Annotated in this window: 19 protein-coding genes; 1 reads left to right on the top strand and 18 read right to left on the bottom strand. The window is 47.7% G+C overall.

Features of this window, described 5'->3' with window-relative positions:
• Positions 1 to 566 precede the first annotated feature (566 nt).
• From pssA to rluD, 4 genes are all read right to left on the bottom strand, one after another.
• A complete protein-coding gene (gene pssA, locus CWE09_RS11735) occupies positions 567 to 1,412 on the bottom strand; it encodes a CDP-diacylglycerol--serine O-phosphatidyltransferase (protein WP_126804226.1) in 846 nt (281 codons plus the stop codon).
• A gap of 130 nt (positions 1,413 to 1,542) precedes the next feature.
• Complete coding sequence (gene clpB, locus CWE09_RS11730; RefSeq protein ID WP_126804225.1) at positions 1,543 to 4,113, bottom strand: ATP-dependent chaperone ClpB; 2,571 nt, start codon at positions 4,111 to 4,113, stop codon at positions 1,543 to 1,545.
• Between the two features lie 111 nt (positions 4,114 to 4,224).
• Entirely contained in the window at positions 4,225 to 4,959 is a 735-nt protein-coding gene (pgeF, locus tag CWE09_RS11725; RefSeq protein WP_126804224.1) for a peptidoglycan editing factor PgeF, read from the bottom strand.
• Entirely contained in the window at positions 4,943 to 5,920 is a 978-nt protein-coding gene (gene rluD, locus CWE09_RS11720) for a 23S rRNA pseudouridine(1911/1915/1917) synthase RluD (protein WP_126804223.1), read from the bottom strand. Before rluD ends, pgeF begins: the two co-directional genes overlap by 17 nt.
• A gap of 119 nt (positions 5,921 to 6,039) precedes the next feature.
• On the opposite strand from rluD, the gene CWE09_RS11715 reads away from it, so the two are divergent.
• Complete coding sequence (locus CWE09_RS11715) at positions 6,040 to 6,768, top strand: outer membrane protein assembly factor BamD (RefSeq protein ID WP_126804222.1); 729 nt, start codon at positions 6,040 to 6,042, stop codon at positions 6,766 to 6,768.
• A gap of 29 nt (positions 6,769 to 6,797) precedes the next feature.
• On the opposite strand, the gene glnB is transcribed toward CWE09_RS11715, so the two are convergent.
• From glnB to fliH, 14 genes are all read right to left on the bottom strand, one after another.
• Positions 6,798 to 7,136, bottom strand: a complete 339-nt coding sequence (gene glnB / locus CWE09_RS11710; protein WP_126804221.1) for a nitrogen regulatory protein P-II — start codon at positions 7,134 to 7,136, stop codon at positions 6,798 to 6,800.
• A 33-nt stretch (positions 7,137 to 7,169) separates the two neighbouring features.
• Positions 7,170 to 8,789, bottom strand: coding sequence for an NAD+ synthase (locus CWE09_RS11705; RefSeq protein WP_126804220.1), 1,620 nt, complete (start codon positions 8,787 to 8,789; stop codon positions 7,170 to 7,172).
• Positions 8,790 to 8,868: 79 nt separating this feature from the next.
• Positions 8,869 to 9,996: a flagellar biosynthesis protein FlhB gene (gene flhB, locus CWE09_RS11700; protein WP_126804219.1), complete on the bottom strand. Its 1,128-nt coding sequence runs from the start codon at positions 9,994 to 9,996 to the stop codon at positions 8,869 to 8,871.
• Between the two features lie 8 nt (positions 9,997 to 10,004).
• Complete coding sequence (gene fliR / locus CWE09_RS11695; protein WP_126804218.1) at positions 10,005 to 10,787, bottom strand: flagellar biosynthetic protein FliR; 783 nt, start codon at positions 10,785 to 10,787, stop codon at positions 10,005 to 10,007.
• Positions 10,787 to 11,056 carry a flagellar biosynthesis protein FliQ gene (gene fliQ, locus CWE09_RS11690; protein WP_126804217.1) on the bottom strand — a complete coding sequence of 90 codons (270 nt, stop codon included), beginning with the start codon at positions 11,054 to 11,056 and terminating at the stop codon, positions 10,787 to 10,789. The genes fliR and fliQ overlap by 1 nt, the downstream gene beginning before the upstream one ends.
• A gap of 12 nt (positions 11,057 to 11,068) precedes the next feature.
• Positions 11,069 to 11,827, bottom strand: coding sequence for a flagellar type III secretion system pore protein FliP (gene fliP, locus CWE09_RS11685; RefSeq protein ID WP_126804216.1), 759 nt, complete (start codon positions 11,825 to 11,827; stop codon positions 11,069 to 11,071).
• A gap of 26 nt (positions 11,828 to 11,853) precedes the next feature.
• The gene (gene fliO / locus CWE09_RS11680; RefSeq protein ID WP_126804215.1) at positions 11,854 to 12,201 is read right to left on the bottom strand and encodes a flagellar biosynthetic protein FliO; all 348 of its coding nucleotides are present in this window, start codon (positions 12,199 to 12,201) and stop codon (positions 11,854 to 11,856) included.
• Positions 12,201 to 12,638 carry a flagellar motor switch protein FliN gene (gene fliN, locus CWE09_RS11675; RefSeq protein WP_126804214.1) on the bottom strand — a complete coding sequence of 146 codons (438 nt, stop codon included), beginning with the start codon at positions 12,636 to 12,638 and terminating at the stop codon, positions 12,201 to 12,203. Before fliN ends, fliO begins: the two co-directional genes overlap by 1 nt.
• 26 nt (positions 12,639 to 12,664) lie before the next feature.
• The gene (gene fliM / locus CWE09_RS11670) at positions 12,665 to 13,735 is read right to left on the bottom strand and encodes a flagellar motor switch protein FliM (RefSeq protein ID WP_126804213.1); all 1,071 of its coding nucleotides are present in this window, start codon (positions 13,733 to 13,735) and stop codon (positions 12,665 to 12,667) included.
• A gap of 120 nt (positions 13,736 to 13,855) precedes the next feature.
• A complete protein-coding gene (gene fliL, locus CWE09_RS11665; protein ID WP_126804212.1) occupies positions 13,856 to 14,374 on the bottom strand; it encodes a flagellar basal body-associated protein FliL in 519 nt (172 codons plus the stop codon).
• A 43-nt stretch (positions 14,375 to 14,417) separates the two neighbouring features.
• On the bottom strand, positions 14,418 to 15,989 hold the full coding sequence (locus CWE09_RS11660) for a flagellar hook-length control protein FliK (RefSeq protein WP_126804211.1): 1,572 nt from the start codon (positions 15,987 to 15,989) through the stop codon (positions 14,418 to 14,420).
• 80 nt (positions 15,990 to 16,069) lie between these two features.
• Positions 16,070 to 16,516 (bottom strand): flagellar export protein FliJ, encoded by a 447-nt coding sequence (gene fliJ / locus CWE09_RS11655; RefSeq protein ID WP_126804210.1) that lies wholly within the window; start codon positions 16,514 to 16,516, stop codon positions 16,070 to 16,072.
• Between the two features lie 3 nt (positions 16,517 to 16,519).
• Positions 16,520 to 17,854, bottom strand: a complete 1,335-nt coding sequence (gene fliI, locus CWE09_RS11650; RefSeq protein ID WP_126804209.1) for a flagellar protein export ATPase FliI — start codon at positions 17,852 to 17,854, stop codon at positions 16,520 to 16,522.
• On the bottom strand, positions 17,838 to 18,794 hold the full coding sequence (gene fliH / locus CWE09_RS11645; RefSeq protein ID WP_126804208.1) for a flagellar assembly protein FliH: 957 nt from the start codon (positions 18,792 to 18,794) through the stop codon (positions 17,838 to 17,840). The genes fliI and fliH overlap by 17 nt, the downstream gene beginning before the upstream one ends.
• Between the last annotated feature and the right edge of the window lie 13 nt (positions 18,795 to 18,807).

Here is an 18,807-nt window from a genome sequence, read left to right as displayed (position 1 = left end):
AGCCATGATCAAACTCTTCAATTATAAAGATTTTGATACTTACAAGTGCTCGTATGAATTGTTGGTTCTTTATTTGAATTCCACACCCGAAGGCGCTTCATTCGGTAGTCACCAACATCAATTGAGCTTTTTGGTTACCGAAATAACCTGCCACCGAAATGGCTTATTTGTACTCAATCAATGCAAGTGCCCACACAGATTGCTTGGCTTTGATATATTGTTAAAGAGCGTTGCTGACGTCTCAAGGAGTCCGTAGCAGGGAGGCGAATTCTACGCTTCCCGTGGCTGAAGTCAAGAGCTTTTGAAAACTTTTTCTTCAACCCTAAAGCCGAGTGTTATCAATCAACTTTAGTCGTTTCAGGTCAGCAACTGGCTGCCTGACAACGGAGGCGAATTATATAGATCCCCGGCGCACACGCAACCCCATTTGAAGCTTTTTTTACGATTACAGGATCGTTCGCTGGATCTTTAAACGATCTGCTTTTTTTAGCAGCACTTTTGGCTGTAAATACGAAAAAGCCCTGAAAAATATCCAGGGCTTTACTGACAATTTAACTTAAACTTTTTTATTCTTTCTTATCTTCGCTTTTTTCCGCTTCTGCTGCTTTGCTTTTATCATCGGCTTTAAAATCAGCATCTTCATCACAATGCTGATCACCAATCACATGTTCCAGCTTTAATTTACTGACATTCTTTATAGTCAGTACTGGGCCTGAAATGGCATACACAGTAAAGAGGACAAATAAAACCAATGCAGGCTCAGTTGCAACCACTACAAATGCCAGCACAACGACCAGAATAGCCAGGAAGTTTACTTTACCGCGCCAATCAACATCCTTAAATGAATGGTAACGGAAGTTACTCACCATTAAGAGGCCACAGCAAATAGTAAACAAGGCTACTATCAGGCTCACATTAGTTGGATCAACTTCATACTTAGCTCCGACCCATACCAGACCGGCTACAATTGCAGCCGCGCTTGGAATAGCGAGCCCCTGAAAGTAACGTTTATCGGCAGCTCCTGAATTATGCGCGGTATTAAATCGAGCCAAACGCAGAGCGCCACCAGCAACAAAAATAAATGCCGCGAGCCAACCCAGCTTGCCCAAGTCAGCAAGTGCCCAGTTATAAGCCACCAGTGCAGGGGCCATACCAAAGGAAACAATATCTGCCATGCTGTCATACTCAGCACCAAAATCACTTTCCGTATGTGTCATTCTTGCCACCCGGCCATCCAGGCCGTCAAACACCATAGCAATAAAAATAGCTATGGCCGCCATTTCATAGCGCTCGTTCATTGAAGCAACAATGGCATAGAAACCGGAAAATAAACCGGCTGTAGTCAACAGGTTCGGCAACAGATAGATGCCGCGATGCTTATTGGCTCCCTGTTCCTGGTTTTGCTCTGGCATATTATAAATTCCTGTAAAGCAACAAATATAATTTCATTCTGCCGCTAAGAATAACACATACTTTTTTCGGAGTATAAACCAACGCGGCGCCATAAACGAAAAGGCTCCCGTCAGGGAGCCTTTTCTAGTATCAACCGATTTCCAGTCCGTCTGGCCCAGCATCTACTTTTATCGGCACTCCGGGGGTTAATTCACCGGCTAATAACTTACGAGCTAATGGGTTTTCTAACTCATACTGAATAACTCGTTTTAAAGGTCTGGCTCCGAAAACAGGGTCAAAACCTACCCGGGCCAACTGAGTCAAAGCTTCATCTGAGATTTCCAGCTCAAAACCTTTTTCACGTAGCCGCTCCAGTAAACGCTCGATCTGAATACCTGCTATATGTTTAAGATGTTTTTCACTAAGCGGGTGGAAAACCACAGTTTCATCTACACGGTTTAAGAATTCCGGACGGAAATGCCCAGCCAGTACACCTGTGATCATCGTTTTCATTTCCTGATAATCCACTTCCCCGGCTTTCTCATGAATGAGCTCAGAACCAAGGTTCGATGTCATAATAATCACGGTATTCTTAAAATCGACAGTTCGCCCCTGGCCGTCTGTAAGACGCCCATCATCGAGTACCTGCAGCAAAATATTAAATACATCAGCATGTGCTTTTTCAACTTCGTCCAGCAGTATCACTGAATAAGGGCGGCGTCGAACAGCTTCAGTTAAATAGCCCCCTTCTTCATAACCTACATAACCAGGAGGCGCTCCCACCAAACGTGATACTGAGTGCTTCTCCATGAACTCTGACATATCAATGCGCACCATAGCCGCATCGGTATCAAACATAAAATTAGCCAGCGCTTTACACAGCTCTGTTTTACCGACCCCAGTGGGGCCAAGGAACAAAAATGAACCGATAGGACGATCCGGATCTCCGAGACCTGCCCGCGAACGACGAATAGCATTTGCAACTGAAACAACCGCTTCATGCTGCCCTACTACGCGTTTATGCAAAGCATCTTCCATACGCAAGAGTTTATCGCGCTCGCCTTCCAGCATCCGCGCAACCGGAATGCCGGTCCAGCGTGATAGTACTTCGGCTATTTCTTCTTCGGAAACCCGGTTACGTAGTAAGCTCATATCCTGCATTTCAGCCTGCAAGGCCAGGTCCAGCTGTCGTTCAAGCTCAGGAATACGTCCATACTGAAGCTCGGACATACGGTTCAGGTCGCCTGCGCGACTGGCAATTTCCATATCTTTACGAGCCTGATCCAGCTGTTCTTTAATGTGCTGGTGGCCCTGCAAAGCCGCTTTTTCTGAACCCCAGATTTCATCCAGTTCTTTATACTTAATTTCATGTTCAGCTAATTCTTCTTCAAGCAACTCCAGACGCTTCTTACTGGCGTCATCTTTCTCTTTGCGCAAAGCTTCGCGCTCGAGTTTAAGCTGGATCATACGGCGCTCAAGACGATCCAGCTCTTCCGGCTTGGAATCAATTTGCATGCGAATGCTGGATGCCGCTTCATCGATCAAATCAATCGCTTTATCCGGTAACTGACGGTCACTGATATAACGATGCGACAAGGAAGCCGCAGCGACTATCGCCGGATCCGTTATTTCCACCGAATGATGCAGCTCATATTTTTCTTTCAAGCCGCGTAAAATAGCTATGGTGTCTTCAACACTGGGTTCGCTCACCAGTACTTTCTGGAAGCGCCGCTCAAGAGCCGCGTCTTTCTCAATATATTGGCGATATTCATTCAGAGTGGTCGCGCCCACACAGTGCAATTCACCGCGAGCCAGTGCAGGTTTGAGCATATTACCTGCATCCATGGCGCCATCCGCTTTACCAGCTCCGACAACAGTATGCAGCTCATCAATAAAGAGAATAATGCGGCCCTCTTCCTGCTGCAGCTCATTCAGCACAGCCTTCAGCCGCTCTTCAAATTCACCACGGTATTTGGCACCCGCCAGTAATGAACCCAAATCAAGTGACAACACCCGCTTGTGTTTCAGGCCCTCTGGAACTTCACCATTGATAATACGTTGCGCGAGCCCTTCGACAATTGCAGTTTTACCTACGCCAGGTTCGCCAATGAGCACAGGATTATTCTTAGTCCGGCGCTGCAAGACCTGAATGGTGCGGCGGATTTCTTCATCACGGCCAATAACAGGATCCAGTTTGCCCTGTTCAGCACGCTCAGTAAGATCAATAGTGTATTTATCCAGTGCCTGACGCTGATCTTCCGCGTTAGGGTCGTCAACCTGTTGCCCATTACGAATTTCGTTAATCGCTTTCTCGACTTTTTCGGCTGTGACACCCTGATTTTTTAGAATAGTACCCAGCTTTGATTTGTCCTCGGTAGCAGCCAGGACGAATAGCTCGCTTGATATATATTTGTCTTTGCGTTTTTGCGCATACTTATCGCACAGGTTTAATAAAGTTCCGGACGCAGGCGCAAGCTGCACTTCGCCGCCGGTACCTTCTACTTGTGGGATTTCGTCAATGGCTTTGGATAACTGGGCGCGAAACGTCGGAATATTGACGCCTGCGGATTGCAACAACGGTCGCACAGAACCGCCGTCCTGATTCAGTAACGCTGTCATCAGGTGTAAGGGTTCAATAAACTGATGGTCCCGACCCAGTGCTAATGACTGTGCGTCAGAAATTGCTAATTGGAATTTACTGGTAAAACGATCCAGGCGCATATCAACCTCTCAAAAAAAAACTCACTGCTTTTAATGTGGGTATTATTTATGCAAATAACAAGGCGTTGTATACAAATAAGAAGTCGCAGAAAGAAACAAAGTTAATTCAGATCAACTTCGCCATAGCAGAGAAGCCATGCGTCCTGTGGTTCCATCGCGACGATGGGAGTAGAAATCTTCAGGCTGGTTATAGGTACAATACTGTCCGCCGCCAATAAAGCCGACACTTGCACTGCCTAACTGTTGTCGGGCCAGCTTATACAGGTCAGCTTTCCAGTGCATTCCAAAGGGCTTGAATGCTTCTTCATGAGCGGGATCCTGCAATAACATGGCGCTACGAACATCTTCGCCAACCTCGAACGCATCAGCTCCAATAGCGGGTCCTAACCAGGCGCAAATTTGTTCTCCTGGCGCCTCAAACTGACGCAATGCTCTTTTAATAATACCGCTGGCCATTCCACGCCAGCCGGCATGAACTAAAGCAAGCTCACGACCATCCCGGGTAGCTAAAAAAACAGGCAGACAGTCCGCGCTCATAATCACCAGAACCTGATTAGTCACCTGCGTATAAGCGGCATCGGCATCAGGAAGGTCAGCCAGACCATCTTCACCGATGCGGACCAACCCCGTACTATGGGTTTGACTAAGCCAGTTCGGCTCATCAGGAAGTTGCAACTGCTTTACCAAACGACGACGGTTCTGTTGCACGGCGGCTGGCAGATCACCCACATGGGTAGCGAGGTTAAGTTCGCCATAAGGTGCAACGCTAACCCCGCCATGACGTGAGGTTGTCAGCGCCTGTACATCGTTAATTACTGGCCAATCGGCTTTAAAGGTATTTATCATCTTTCATCTCGTGCGCATCCTTGCGTAGTAGTTCTGCAATTTTTACCATGTCATCAGGAATAGCAGCCTCCCAGGCAAGCCGTTCTCCAGTGACAGGATGATCCAGTTCAAGTTTGACCGCATGTAAGGCTTGTCGTTTAAAAATACGCAACCCTTGCAGTAACTCTTCACCCGCGCCCTGAGGCGGTCTTGGCCGTCCACCGTATTGAGTGTCACCAATAAGCGGATGCCTGATATGTGCCATATGTACCCGTATCTGGTGCGTTCGTCCACTTTCCAAACGTAACCTAAGACGAGTATGTAAGCGAAACCGCTCTGCCACTCGATAATGAGTCACCGCGGGTTTACCACTGCTCACTACTGCCATACTAGTACGTTTGGTTGGATGTCGCCCAATAGGTTCATCGACCAAACCACCTCCGGTCATTACACCATTTACTATAGCTTCATATTCCCGGGTAATCTCGCGGGCCTGCAAAGCATTTACTAAATGGGTCTGAGCGGGCAATGTTTTGGCTACCACCATGAGCCCTGTGGTATCTTTATCTAAACGATGTACGATACCTGCCCGGGGTACCTGAGCAATTTCAGGGTGGTGATGCAGTAATGCATTCAAAACCGTACCGTCCGGAGTGCCTGCTCCTGGATGAACCACCAACCCGGCTGGCTTATTCACAACCAGAATATCAGCATCCTCATAAACAATATCCAGCTCAATAGGTTGCGCCAGAAAACGCTCTTCGGCTTCCACCACCACATCCAGCTCCACCGACATGCCAGCGAGTACTTTTTCCCTGGGCTTCGTAACGACCTGTCCATCCAGTTCTACGGCCCCCGCCTGGATCCATTCTTTTAACCGCGAACGAGAATAATCCGGGAACAATTCCGCAAGCGCCTGGTCGAAACGCCAGCCTGCTTGTTGCTCTTCTATAATTGCACTATGAGTAATATGCTGGTTCATAAATATCTGCTGTGAAACCTGTAGTCGCTAAGGTAGAATGCTTAAGTCTAATCGCAAGTGTACCTGTTGTGACAGGTATAACTAAAGCAAAATAGAAAGAAAGGTCGCAAAGGTTCCTTATGAAAGTAGTGCTCCTCGCCATATTTTTAACAACTTTAGCCATTACTGGCTGCTCTTCAAACCAGGATCGCGAAGTTCGTGGGTCTGCTAATCAAATGTATAGCCAAGCTCAGGGTTACATGCAAAGCGGTAACTTTACCCAGGCCGCTCAGGTATTGCGGAATATGAACACCCGTTATCCTTTTGGTGCTCATGCTAATCAGGTACAACTTGATTTAATCTATGTTTATTACCAGGTGAGCGATCAGGACAGGGCTCTTACCACCATTGACCGTTTTTTACGCCTCAACCCTAACCATGCAGACGCTGATTATGCACGTTACATGCGAGGTTTAGTGCACCTGCAGCTGGAAGGCAATATGTTGCAGCAGCTGGCGGGAATAGATCGCTCTGATCGTGATCCAGGTTACGCCGAACAGGCTTTTAATGATTTCCGGGAGCTTTTACAGCGCCATCCTGAAAGTCAGTACGCGGCAGATGCACAAGCTCGTATGCTGGGCATAAAATCGCGGCTCGCCAGACACGAACTAGCCATAGCAGAGTACTATCTGCGTCGCGAAGCTTACATGGCTGCAGCCAACCGCGGACGCTATATTTTAGAAAGCTTTCCCAGTACCCCAGAAGTGAAACGAGGGCTGGAAATCATGGTTGAGGCCTATTCGGCGCTTGAACTGGATAACTTAAGAGATGACGCTCAGCAAGTGCTGGCTCTCAATTTTCCAGAATAACGAGCTCTTCTGAAATAAAAGGCGCGGTCTTACACCGCGTCTTCATTTTCTTCCCCAGTACGAATCCGAATAACCCGGCTGATATCTGAAATAAAAATTTTGCCGTCACCAATTTTTCCGGTTTGAGCTGTTTCCATAATAGCCTCTACACAACGATCCAGATCAGCATCAGCTATTACCACTTCAACTTTAACCTTAGGCAAGAAGTCGACCATATACTCGGCACCACGATATAACTCAGTGTGCCCTTTCTGACGGCCAAATCCTTTTACTTCAGAGACAGTCATACCGGCGATACCTACGTCTGAAAGCGCGGCACGCACATCATCCAGCTTAAATGGCTTAATGATGGCTTCAACCTTTTTCATGCTAGCTCCTGCTTCTTTTAAAACTTAATCCGATTACAGCGCCAGCATTGTATATAAAAAATGGCTGGTTATCGGGTAACGCCGTTCTTTACCAAAACTGCGCGACGTAACTTTAGGGCCAACTGCCCCCTGGCGCCGTTTATATTCATTTCTATCAATCAGACGTACAATGTGCCTGACAGTTTCTTCATCATATCCTGCATTAATCATATCAGCTAGTGACTGATCTTGCTCAACGTAGGCCGCAATAATTTCATCCAGAATCGGGTAAGGAGGTAGGGAGTCCTCGTCTTTTTGCTCTGGAGCAAGTTCCGCTGAAGGAGGTCGTTCGATAACGCGTTCCGGTATGGCTTTGCCAAGCGTATTTCTGTAACGTGAAAGTGTATAAACTAAACCCTTAGACACATCTTTTACCGGCGCAAAACCGCCGCACATATCACCGTACAAAGTACAGTAACCTACTGCCAGCTCACTTTTATTGCCCGTACTCAACAACAGGCTGCCTTCTTTATTAGAAATAGCCATTAGCAGCACACCGCGGCATCTTGCCTGCAGGTTCTCCTCAGTAGTATCAAGCTCTTTCTCTCCGGTCAGTGACGGCAACACCTGCATATAACTATCGACCATGCCGGCAACAGGTACAATATCAAACTGGCAACCCAGCCATTCTGCCTGCTGACGGGCATCCTCAACACTGATATCGGCGGTATACTGATAAGGCATCATAACTGCACGAACTTTATCAGCACCCACCGCATCGACAGCTAATGCCAAGGTTAAAGCGGAATCGATGCCTCCCGATAAACCCAGAAGTAATTTTTTGAAACCATTCTTCTCGACATAATCGCGTAGTGCCAGCACCAGAGCCTTATAAAGCGCAGCCTCTGCGCTAAGTTGTGGTGCCTGATAACTGTCTTTTAAAACGCCATCCTCAAAACGAGCGTTATATATTTCTTCTTCACAATGTGCCAGCTGAACGCGGGCTTCGCCTGCAGCATCCAGGACTACGGAGTTACCATCAAAAATAAACTCATCCTGGCCGCCTACTTGATTCACATACACCACAGGTAAATTCGTTTCAGTACTTCTCTGATGCAAAACCTGCAGCCGCTGGGCGGCTTTATATTCTTCATAGGGGGAGGCATTGACTGACAGAATAAGTTCGGCTCCACAGGCTTTTGCACGGGCAATAGGCTCCGGTTGCCATAGGTCTTCACAAATAAGAAGGCCAATCTGGTGTCCTTTAAATTCAAATACACAGCTTTCTTCGCCAGCGGTAAAATAGCGTTTTTCGTCAAAGATACTGTAGTTAGGCAATAACTGCTTGCGGTAATGGGCCAGTCGTTGTCCCTGATGAAAAACAGAGACGACATTATAAATTTGCTTACCGTCAGTCTCTGGGTAACCAATTAACACGGCGGTTTCCTGACTGGCTTCAATAACCCGTTCAATAGCCTCTTCCAGGGCATGATATAGATCAGAACGATAAACAATATCTTCCAACGGATATCCGGTCAGGGTCAGCTCAGGAAAAACAATAATATCAGCATCGGATTGCTCCTTAATAAGCTGCACCACTTTTTCCGTATTCGCTGAAATAGCGCCAACGGTCAGGTTAATTTGCGCCAGAGCGATAGTTAATTCAGCTGCCATTCAGGTACCTTTATGTGTTCACATTACTCGCCGTGTAGGCGCGCATCATAGCGGATGCCTGCAGGCCTCGCAACGAGCACTATTCATGTTGCAAATCTTCGGGAATCGGGGAGTCTTTAGGCTGCTTTGGACGTTTGCCCTGACCACGTTTATAGTCTTTAAGCTGAAATACGTAAGCCAGGATTTGCGCCACTGCAACGAATAAGCCTTCTGGTACTTCCTGCCCTATCTTGGTGCTGTAATAAATAGCCCGCGCCAGAGCCGCTGACTGCACAATAGGCACCTCACTATCCATTGCAACTTCACGAATACGGGCCGCGACCTCGTCATTACCTTTAGCCACTACCATAGGTGCGCCTTTAGATAGCGGGTTGTAGCTTAACGCAACTGCAAAGTGAGTCGGGTTAGTAACTATCACGTCGGCTTGTGGAATATCCTGCATCATGCGTTTCATCGCCATCGACAGCTGCATCTGACGAATTTTACCTTTAACTTCCGGACTACCCTCTGCGTTCTTGCGCTCGTCTTTAACTTCCTGCTTAGTCATACGTAGCTGCTTATTATGGTTATAACGCTGAAAAGGCACATCAATAGCTACAATAATAAGCAAGGAGCAAACCAATAACAGAAACATCAAGCCCAACAATAAAACTGCGTCATTCATAGTTTGCGGTATTATGCCGTAGGACAGCATCAGAATATTGGGAAATTGCCAGCGCAATAAAAAGAAAGCCGAGACCGCAACCACACTGAACTTAGCGATAGCTTTAAGGAGTTCAACCAGAGCCTGAGTACCAAACATCCGCTTGAAACCCTTTAACGGACTCATTTTATTAGGTTTAAAAGAAGCCCCCTGCCAGGAAAAATTAAAGCCACCAACTATGGTATTACCCACAAAAGCACCAAATACAACAATGGCAAAAAAAGTGCCCAGCGGAACCATTAGAGTACTCAGAATACCGGACCAGATATTGATAGTCGCATTCTCATCAAAAATCACTTCACGAGACACTGAAAACTGGCGCGCCATAATACTTAACATGGCTTCAGCCATCCAGCTCCCAACTGCAAGCATGCCTATGGCCGCAGACAATAAGACTCCAAGAGTTCCCATTTCTTTAGAGCGTGCTATTTGTCCTTTCTTTTTCGCGTCATCCAGCTTCTTCTGCGTAGGTTCTTCTGTACGTTCCTGATCAGTCTCTGCCATAAGCGCTCCTAACAGTTACCGCCCAGCAGGAAACACATGCCATTAATCGCACGCTGCCACTGGTTTTCAAAGTGAACGACGAAATTACCAACCGTCAGCCATAACACCATTAAACCGGAGATCATGGTTATCGGAAAGCCTATGGTAAATATATTAAGTTGCGGGGAAGCCCGCGTCATCACGCCAAAAGAAAGGTTAATCAGCAGTATTGAAATCATTGCTGAAAGTGCAAAACCCAGCGCTGCCGAAAACATCCAGGTAGCCCAGTTTGCAATATAGAAAAATGATTCGGCATCCAGACCCATAGGGCCTACCGGAATAGCTTCAAAACTATGCACCACCACTCGCAGCATAAGTAAATGCCCGTCAAAAGCGAGAAACATTAAAGTAGCCATCAGCAGATAAAACTGAGCTAGTACAGGCACCTGTTGACCACTGTTCGGATCCACCATAGCGGCAAAACCAAGACCCACCTGCATACCCAGCACCTGGCCGGCAATAGTGAAAGTATTTACTGCCAATAAGGATAAAAAGCCTAAAGCGACACCTACCAGAATTTGCTGCACGGTTACCAACATACCACTGAGCGATACGGGTTCGAATGGCATTTCTACGGCAGGTAACGCTGGTGCAATTGCAAAAACAATAGCGACCGAAAAGAAGATTTTAATGCGTGCAGGCAAGCCCTGGCCACTGAATACAGCCATAGTAAGAAACATACTGCTGACTCTGACAAAAGGCCAGTAGTGCTGCGCCAGCCAATCCAGGACGACGCTTTCGAGAATATTCATTAACCAACAACTTCAGGGATTCGCATATACATGCCGATGGTAAAATCCATCAGCATCTGCACAAACCAATGCCCCCCCAGGCCAATTACCGTTAGTGTTACCAGCAAACGAGGCAGGAAACTCAAGGTTTGTTCGTTAATTGAAGTAGCAGCCTGAAACACGGCCACGGCCAGACCTACCAACAGACTGGGAATAATAATAGCGCTGACCAGCACCACTATCATAAAAAGCGCATCGCGGAATACATCTAAAAAGACCTCTGGTGACATCAGTACCTCCCGCTATAATCCGTAACTACCAGCCAGTGTGCGCATCACCATGCTCCACCCATCGACCAGTACAAACAACATTAATTTAAAAGGCAGTGATACAATCATGGGTGACAGCATCATCATACCCATGGCCATCAGTACACTGGCGACTACCAAATCAATAATCAGAAATGGGATAAAGATCATAAAACCAATCTGGAAAGCAGTTTTCAATTCGCTGGTGATAAAAGCCGGAATCAGAATAGTCATAGGCACATCTTCCGGGCCTTCAATGCCCTCATAACCCGATATATCAATAAAGGTTTCCAGGTCAGTAAGCCGTGTTTGCGACAACATAAAAGCCTGCACGGGGGCTCTGGCTCTGTCGACCGCTTCCAACGGCGCTATTTCCTCCGCCAGGTAAGGTTGCAATGCGTCTTCATTGATAGTGTTCAGAACCGGGGTCATGATGAAAAAAGTCAAAAACAACGTAATACCAATCAGAATTTGGTTAGACGGTGAGGATTGCAAACCTATAGCCTGCCGCAGAATTGCCAGCACCACTATAATTCGGGTAAACGAAGTCATCATTATGACCATCGCTGGAATAAAACTCAGCGCTGTCATAATGACTAAAATCTGCAATGTAACCGAGTACTCCTGACTACCGTCTTCGTTGGTGGTCACTGTGATAGCACTCAATGTATCCTGAGCCTGAGCTTCAGGTATAAAGGTAGCAATGAACAACGCAACCGAAGTAATTAGGAGCGCGATTAACTTTGATTTCATAACGGGAGGGTTCCGCTGCTACTCTGCTAGCGGTCGCGGCGTATTGCCGTGATAACCTGCTGAGCAAAAGATGATGATGCCGATTTATCTGTGTCCTTTACCTTAAAGTCATCGGGCAACGTCTGCAATAACTGTATTTGATGAGCAGTAACACCCAACAACAGTTTTTGCTCGCCAATACTGACAATAACCAGGCGTTCTTTGGGACCCAGGGCTACGGAGCTCAGAATTTTAACCGGGCTATTATAGGTTGGCATACGCATGTTCAGCTTACGCACCAGGCCAGCCAGTAGTATAATAACCACCAGCACCACCAAGAGCATCAGCAGAGTTGAACCTGCGTCGGCCCAGCTTAACGCACCTGTCTGTTCCATTAGCGCAGCTTACGGATGCGTTCTAACTGGCTAATAACGTCAGTCAGACGAATACCAAATTTATCGTTCACCACAACCACTTCACCGTGCGCAATCAGAGTGCCGTTAACCAGTACGTCCAAAGGCTCACCGGCAACGCGTTCAAGCTCAACCACCGACCCCTGATTCAACTGTAATAAGTTGCGAATACTAATTTGACTGCGACCCACTTCCATAGAAATAGTCACAGGGATATCTAAAATGGCATCCAGCTTACGGCGCTCTTCAGGGCTTTGATTAGAGTCATCGCTTAGCTCTTCCAGCTCTGCTCTTTTCGCACCTAAAACATTATCACCCTCGACCTCGTCCTCAGCTTTTTCAGTATCTTCCTGTTCAGCCATGGCCGCTTCCCAATCATCCATTTCATCATGGGTGTCGTTGTCATCTTTATCACTCATAAACGCCTCTTGCCTGTTGGCTGTCTCTATACGTCAAAGTCTTCTTCCAGTTGCTGCAATTCAGCATCACCGCCAATACGTTGACCACCACGGGTCAACATATGGATGTCTGATTTAACAGTTTCCGGACGTCTGATTTTTTCTGAAATTTTCAGTGCCACGTTGTCACGTGACTGGCCCATTTTCGCTCGGAACGTGGGCAGTTCCTCAATATAAACCGTGAGGTCTTCCGGCATATCAATCGGAATAACATCCCCAGACTGCAGGTCCATTACCTCACGCAAAGACAACTCAGTGTCCAGCAGCTTGGCTTTAAGTTCAACCGGTACGTCCATGATTTCATCACGGAGCGCTTTGCCCCAGCGTAAATCGGTATCTTCTTTATCGCTTTGTACACCAGCATCCAGCAGCTCACGAATAGGTTCCAGCATCGAATAGGGCAACGCAATATGAAAATCACCGCCACCACCGTCCAGTTCTATATGAAATGAGCTGATAACAATAACTTCAGTTGGACTGACGATATTTGCCATCGCTGGGTTTACTTCTGAGTCCAGATATTCAAAACCCACATCCATAACGGGCGCCCAGGCTTCTTTATAATCTTCAAAAATAAGCTTCAACAGCATTTGGATAATACGCCGTTCCGTTGGCGTAAATTCACGGCCTTCAATTTTCGCGTGATAACGACCGTCACCACCGAAGAAATTATCCACCAGAATAAATACCAGGCGCGCTTCCATGGTTATCAGCGCGGTTCCTTTTAACGGACGAAAACGCACCATATTGAGGCTGGTAGGAACAAATAGTGTGTGTACGTATTCGCCGAACTTAATCATTTGCACGCCATTGATAGACACTTCGGCACTGCGACGCATCATATTAAATAAACTGATGCGCATATGACGGGCAAAACGTTCATTAACGATTTCAAGCGTAGGCATACGCCCACGCACAATACGATCCTGTGATGAGAAATCGTAATCCATCGCATCTGCGGAAGTGCCTGCTGCATCGACGTTATCTTCTTCAACGTCGTCTACTCCATGCAACAGCGCATCAATTTCATCTTGTGAAAGTAAATCGCTTACCGCCATAATGAACTCACTTTTGCCTTTTAATGTATATGCGTCGGTCAGGTACTGCGTTAACCAGCGAACTTTGTCTATTTACTTGTGCAAACTTACTTATCCAGATCAATGCAATTAATGATCCAACTATTGCATTACAAATCCGGTAAACAAAACTTCTTCCACTACAGCGCTGCCATTGGTTGCTTCACGCATAGCTTCCTGGGTTGCTTCACGGGCTTGCACACGAATTTCTCGTTTACCTTCTGGCGTGCTCAGTCGCTCAGCTGTTCCCGTTGAAAAAATCTGCAACAAGGAACCTTCAATCAACGGTATATTCCGCTGCGCTAATTCTTCATTCCGGCTTCCACGAACCATCAGCTGGACTGATATCTGCACGACCCGATCTCGTTGTGCACCTGGTACATTGAAAATAAAGTCACGAGGCATGGCAACATAATAAGCAGCCCCAGCGTCATCGACCCGCCGTTCCTGTTCTTCGCCAGAGGCGCTTCCCGTATCAACTTCTTCGCCACCGGTTAGTAGCCACAAGCCAACAATTATCACTATCACTGCAGCGGTTACAGCCCCTGCTATAATCAGGATCTTTTTCTTATTTTGTTTAATACCGACAACCGCTTGCTGCTCTTCTGGTTCTGCTGCCATTTTTCTGTCCTCTTTACCGGCGCCGGCTCATCAGTCCTTACGCTCAGGCATAGTAGTCAATTCGGCCATTTAATGGTTGTATATCAGCTTCAATATAAGCCTGCTCATCTAGTTCCGGCTCGTCACCAGACTGTATACTGCTCGCAAAACCGGCAGTTCCTTCGTCACTACCAGCCTGTTGCTCAGATTGTTCACTTACATTCGCTTCCGACAGGTTCAAGCCCTGTTCTTCCAACAATTCACGCAGTCGCGGAATACTTTGTTCCAGCGCCTCCCTGGCTTGCGGATTAGTAACCTGGAAACTGACCGCAGTTTGCTCCTGGCTCAGGTTAATGCGAATCTGCATGCGCCCTAAATCCGGCGGGTCCAGTCTTATTTCTGCAGCCTGAGTGCGGCTATTAAACATTACAGAAATGCGTTCCCGCAATTGTTGCGGTGCCTGAGGGCCAAGAATATCTATTGCCTGTTGAGTCTGCCGCGCACTTTCCTTAGCGCTACTCTGCTGAGCTTCCTGTGCCTGACGCTGCTGGGTAGACAGGGTATTGGCTGAATTATTCACTAAAGTCTGCGCATTATTTGCAGACTGGACGCTATTTTGTTGCGGCCGGTTCTCACTACCCGTATTTTGTTGCGCTAAGGTGTCAGCAAACAGCCGCCGCAAATTATCTACCTTCTCAGCGTCATCCGGCTTAGCATTATCATCTGATAAAGCACTTTGCATTTGCTGGCGCAATTCTTCACTCGCCTTAGCCATCGCCTGTACTACCGGTGATGGCTGATTCGCGGCTCCCCGAGTGGACCGACTATTATCATTTTCTTTCGGCAGCATCTGATTCAGCTGCGCCAGTAAATTTGCCACCAACTGCTGGCCTTCAGGTTCTGGAGATTCTTCGTCCGCAGTCTCTAAAGCGTCTAGCTGAACATCCAATAACACCAATAACTGTTCTTTGCTTTCTTCAGTGAGTGGTTGCCCTTGCCATTCAAAGTCCTCAATTACGGAAGCTAACATCGAACGAAGCTGCTCCATATCCAAAGATTCCAGCTCACCCTCGTTCATATCCAGCTGGCTCATCAAGTCAGCCAGTAAAGCCTGCAGCTTAGCGCTTGCTTCTTCGTTATCGGAGCCAGCTTCAATACTGTCTAAATCGACCTCCTGCAACCATTCTGGCTTAGCTTCTTCAATCTGCACTACAGCTTCCTGCAATTCCTGCATTTCCCCCTCACTCAGGTTTCGTGCATTCTCGATCAGGCTAAACCAATCTTCTGCTTCAGACAGGTCATCAACACTATCATCGGGCTTATTGTTACCCTCGACTTCTTCCTCTCCCTCAACTTGTTCTTTGTCCTTTGCCGGGCTCTTATCTTCGGCCGACTTCTTGCCTTCCTTGCCTTCTGTTTTGCTCTTTGCCTCTGTTGGCGCTGCGGCAACTTTTGCCGCTTTGCCGTCAGCCGCATCCCGCGACTCAGGCTTTACCTTAACATCCTGCTTTGAATGGCGGTCCAGCTCGTTCTCAAAGACCGTTTTTTCATTCTGCTGTCCAGCTGAATGCTTGCCCTTAGATGGGGTAGCTGGCGTAGGATGAACACTGATTTCAGTGGGTAAAATGTGCTGCATGAAAATACCTCAAGGACGGCAACCTATAGGGTCGCTACTCTATATTGCTCTAAACAATGCAAAGACCGTTCCAAACTTAATTAAATACTACGCCGACGGCGCATAAATCCCTGCATTGCATATTCATCCGAGGTTTTTTGTTCTTGTTTCTGACGTTTAACATCAATCTCTTTTTCATGCTTTTCAATAAGATTATCAATCGCTTTGCGCCGCTGCTGTTTTTCCATCCACAACTTCTGTCGTTGCTCGACAACCTGCTGCAAACGCTGTAGATTTCCACGCTGCTGCTGAATACCGGTGTCCAGCTTGCCAACAAAAGCATGATAATGGCCAAAACGCATCGACTGCAGCCCACCTTTACCCCGCTCCTGAGCGCTGTTCAGGTACTCCAGCCGGTATTGCTCCAGCCCCTGCAATCGCCGATGCTGCAAATCATGTTGTTGTCTTGCCTGCTGCAAAGACACCGCGGCTTGATCTTCGCGCTTCTTTTCCATATCCCGGACCAGCAGCAAAGCTTTTAAATTCATACCTTAGCCCGCCCGATTTGCAAGTTGGCCAAGCACAGCAACGCAGTCGTCAAACGGAGCGATATCCAGCATTCCCTGCTGCAAGAATTTTTCCACAAGAGGTAACATTTGAATCGCTTTATCAACACGCGGGTCTGACCCTTTGCTATAAGCACCTATGCTAATAAGATCGCGGTTTTGCTGGTAAGTCGAATAGACTTGTTTAACCGCCATGGCATGTTGCAAATGTTCCGGTGTCACTACCTGAGGCATCACTCGACTTACCGACGATTCAATATCTATGGCTGGATAATGGCCTGACTCCGCCAGACGACGGCTCAATACCACATGGCCGTCCAGAATAGCCCGTGCAGAATCCGCAATAGGGTCCTGTAAGTCATCGCCTTCCGTTAATACCGTATAAAATGCAGTTATCGAACCCTGACCATCACCGCCATTCCCCGCTCGTTCAACCAACGCAGGTAAGCGGGCAAATACTGAAGGCGGATAACCTTTAGTTGCTGGTGGCTCGCCAATCGCAAGAGCAATTTCCCGTTGCGCCATGGCATAACGGGTTAATGAATCCATCAATAGCAAGACATTCAGGCCCTGATCACGAAAGTATTCAGCGATCTGAGCCGCGGTTTCACAACCGCGCAGACGCATTAAGGGCGACTGATCAGCCGGTGCCGCAACTACTACACTGCGTTTACGCCCCTGCTCACCCAGAATATCTTCGATAAACTCTTTAACTTCGCGGCCCCGCTCACCAATCAGCCCTACCACTATCACATCAGCCGTAGACCCTCGGGTCATCATACCGAGCAAAACACTTTTACCAACGCCACTACCAGCGAAAAGCCCCATCCGCTGACCTTTGCCAACGGTCATCAGTGCATTAATAGCGGTCACTCCAACATCCAGAGGTTCACGTACAGGCCGCCTGGCCAGTGGGTTCATTTTTTTATGTTGTCGCGTACCGTGACGTTGCGTATTGATAGGGCCTAAGCCGTCCAATGGATTGCCAGCACCATCAATAACCCGTCCTAATAACTCAATACCCAGTGGGATGCCTACCTGATCAATAAGAGGTCGCACACGAGCACCCGGGATAACACCATGAGCATCATCCGCAGGCATTAAGAAGAGGATATCACCAGAAAAGCCAACCACTTCGGCCAGTACTTCGCCACCCGCGGTCTCCACTGCACACAAAGAACCAATACCTGCGCTGCAGCCTATCGCTTCGAAAGTAAGCCCTACAACCCGGGTAAGGCGACCACTGCTTTGTAAACGCGCGGGCCGGATATACTGGCTGCGCTGTTCGAGCCGTCGCTCAAGCTCAGTCTGCGCTGCCATCAGCCTTATCCTGGTTGTTGTTTGTGTCCTGTTCGGGCTGCTTTTGCTCTTCTGCAGCCTCTTGCTGGGCTTTTTGTTCAGCTTTCTGAGCCTGATGCCGACGTGTCATCTCAACCGCATCCTGCTGCGGCTCAGAACGCATAGATTCACTCGCAGGCGCTTGCATACCCTGAATATAGTATTTAAATACATCTGCGATTCTCGATTCCAGAGTCGCATCTACCCGGGTAACGGGGGTAATAACAACACAACCACCGCGCGTCAGCGATTCATCAACGCTGAGTTTCCAGCCAGCTTCAGTACGCTCTTCTTCACTCCAGCGTTGCTTAATTAATTCCAGATCCTCAGGGTGCAGACTCAGGGTCAGTTTTGTCCCCTCTTCACCCAACTCAGCAACGGCTTTTTGGACCACCTTGCAGATAATCTCAGGGTTGGTATTTATTTCATGCAGACAGACAGCCTGGGCCAAAGACGCAGTCATAGCTACCAGCTGACGTTCAACCGCTTCATTAATTTGTAGCGCAGGGTGGCGCATATGTTCGAAGAGCTGTTGCCAGCGCATACTCAGCTCCTCTGCCGCTTGTTCACCGACAATACGGGCTTCGCTTTCACCAACTTCTTTACCTTTTAACAGGCCTTCTTCATAACCCGACTGGTAACCTTCTTCATGCCCGGCCTTTAAGCCTTCATCATGCCCCTGGGCATAACCTTCCTGCTGTGCTTCATGCTGAATTTTTTCCAGCATTTCAGCGGTGAGCGCATTCGGCTCGCCGTCTTCCTCGTCATCTTCAGGTTCTTCTTCAGGTGGCTCAAACTGCCAGCGCATAGGTTTGTTAACCGCATTGCGCCGCTCAGTCTGCAAATGCTCTTCACTGGTAATATCGGGATACTCCCAGCGTGAAGTCTGTTCCCCAGCACCCGAACGATCGGTTTTACTCATGACCACTCCAGAG

This window comes from Aliidiomarina minuta (assembly GCF_003987145.1).
GTDB lineage: Bacteria > Pseudomonadota > Gammaproteobacteria > Enterobacterales > Alteromonadaceae > Aliidiomarina > Aliidiomarina minuta.
This window is presented reverse-complemented; position numbering and strand designations above follow the sequence as displayed.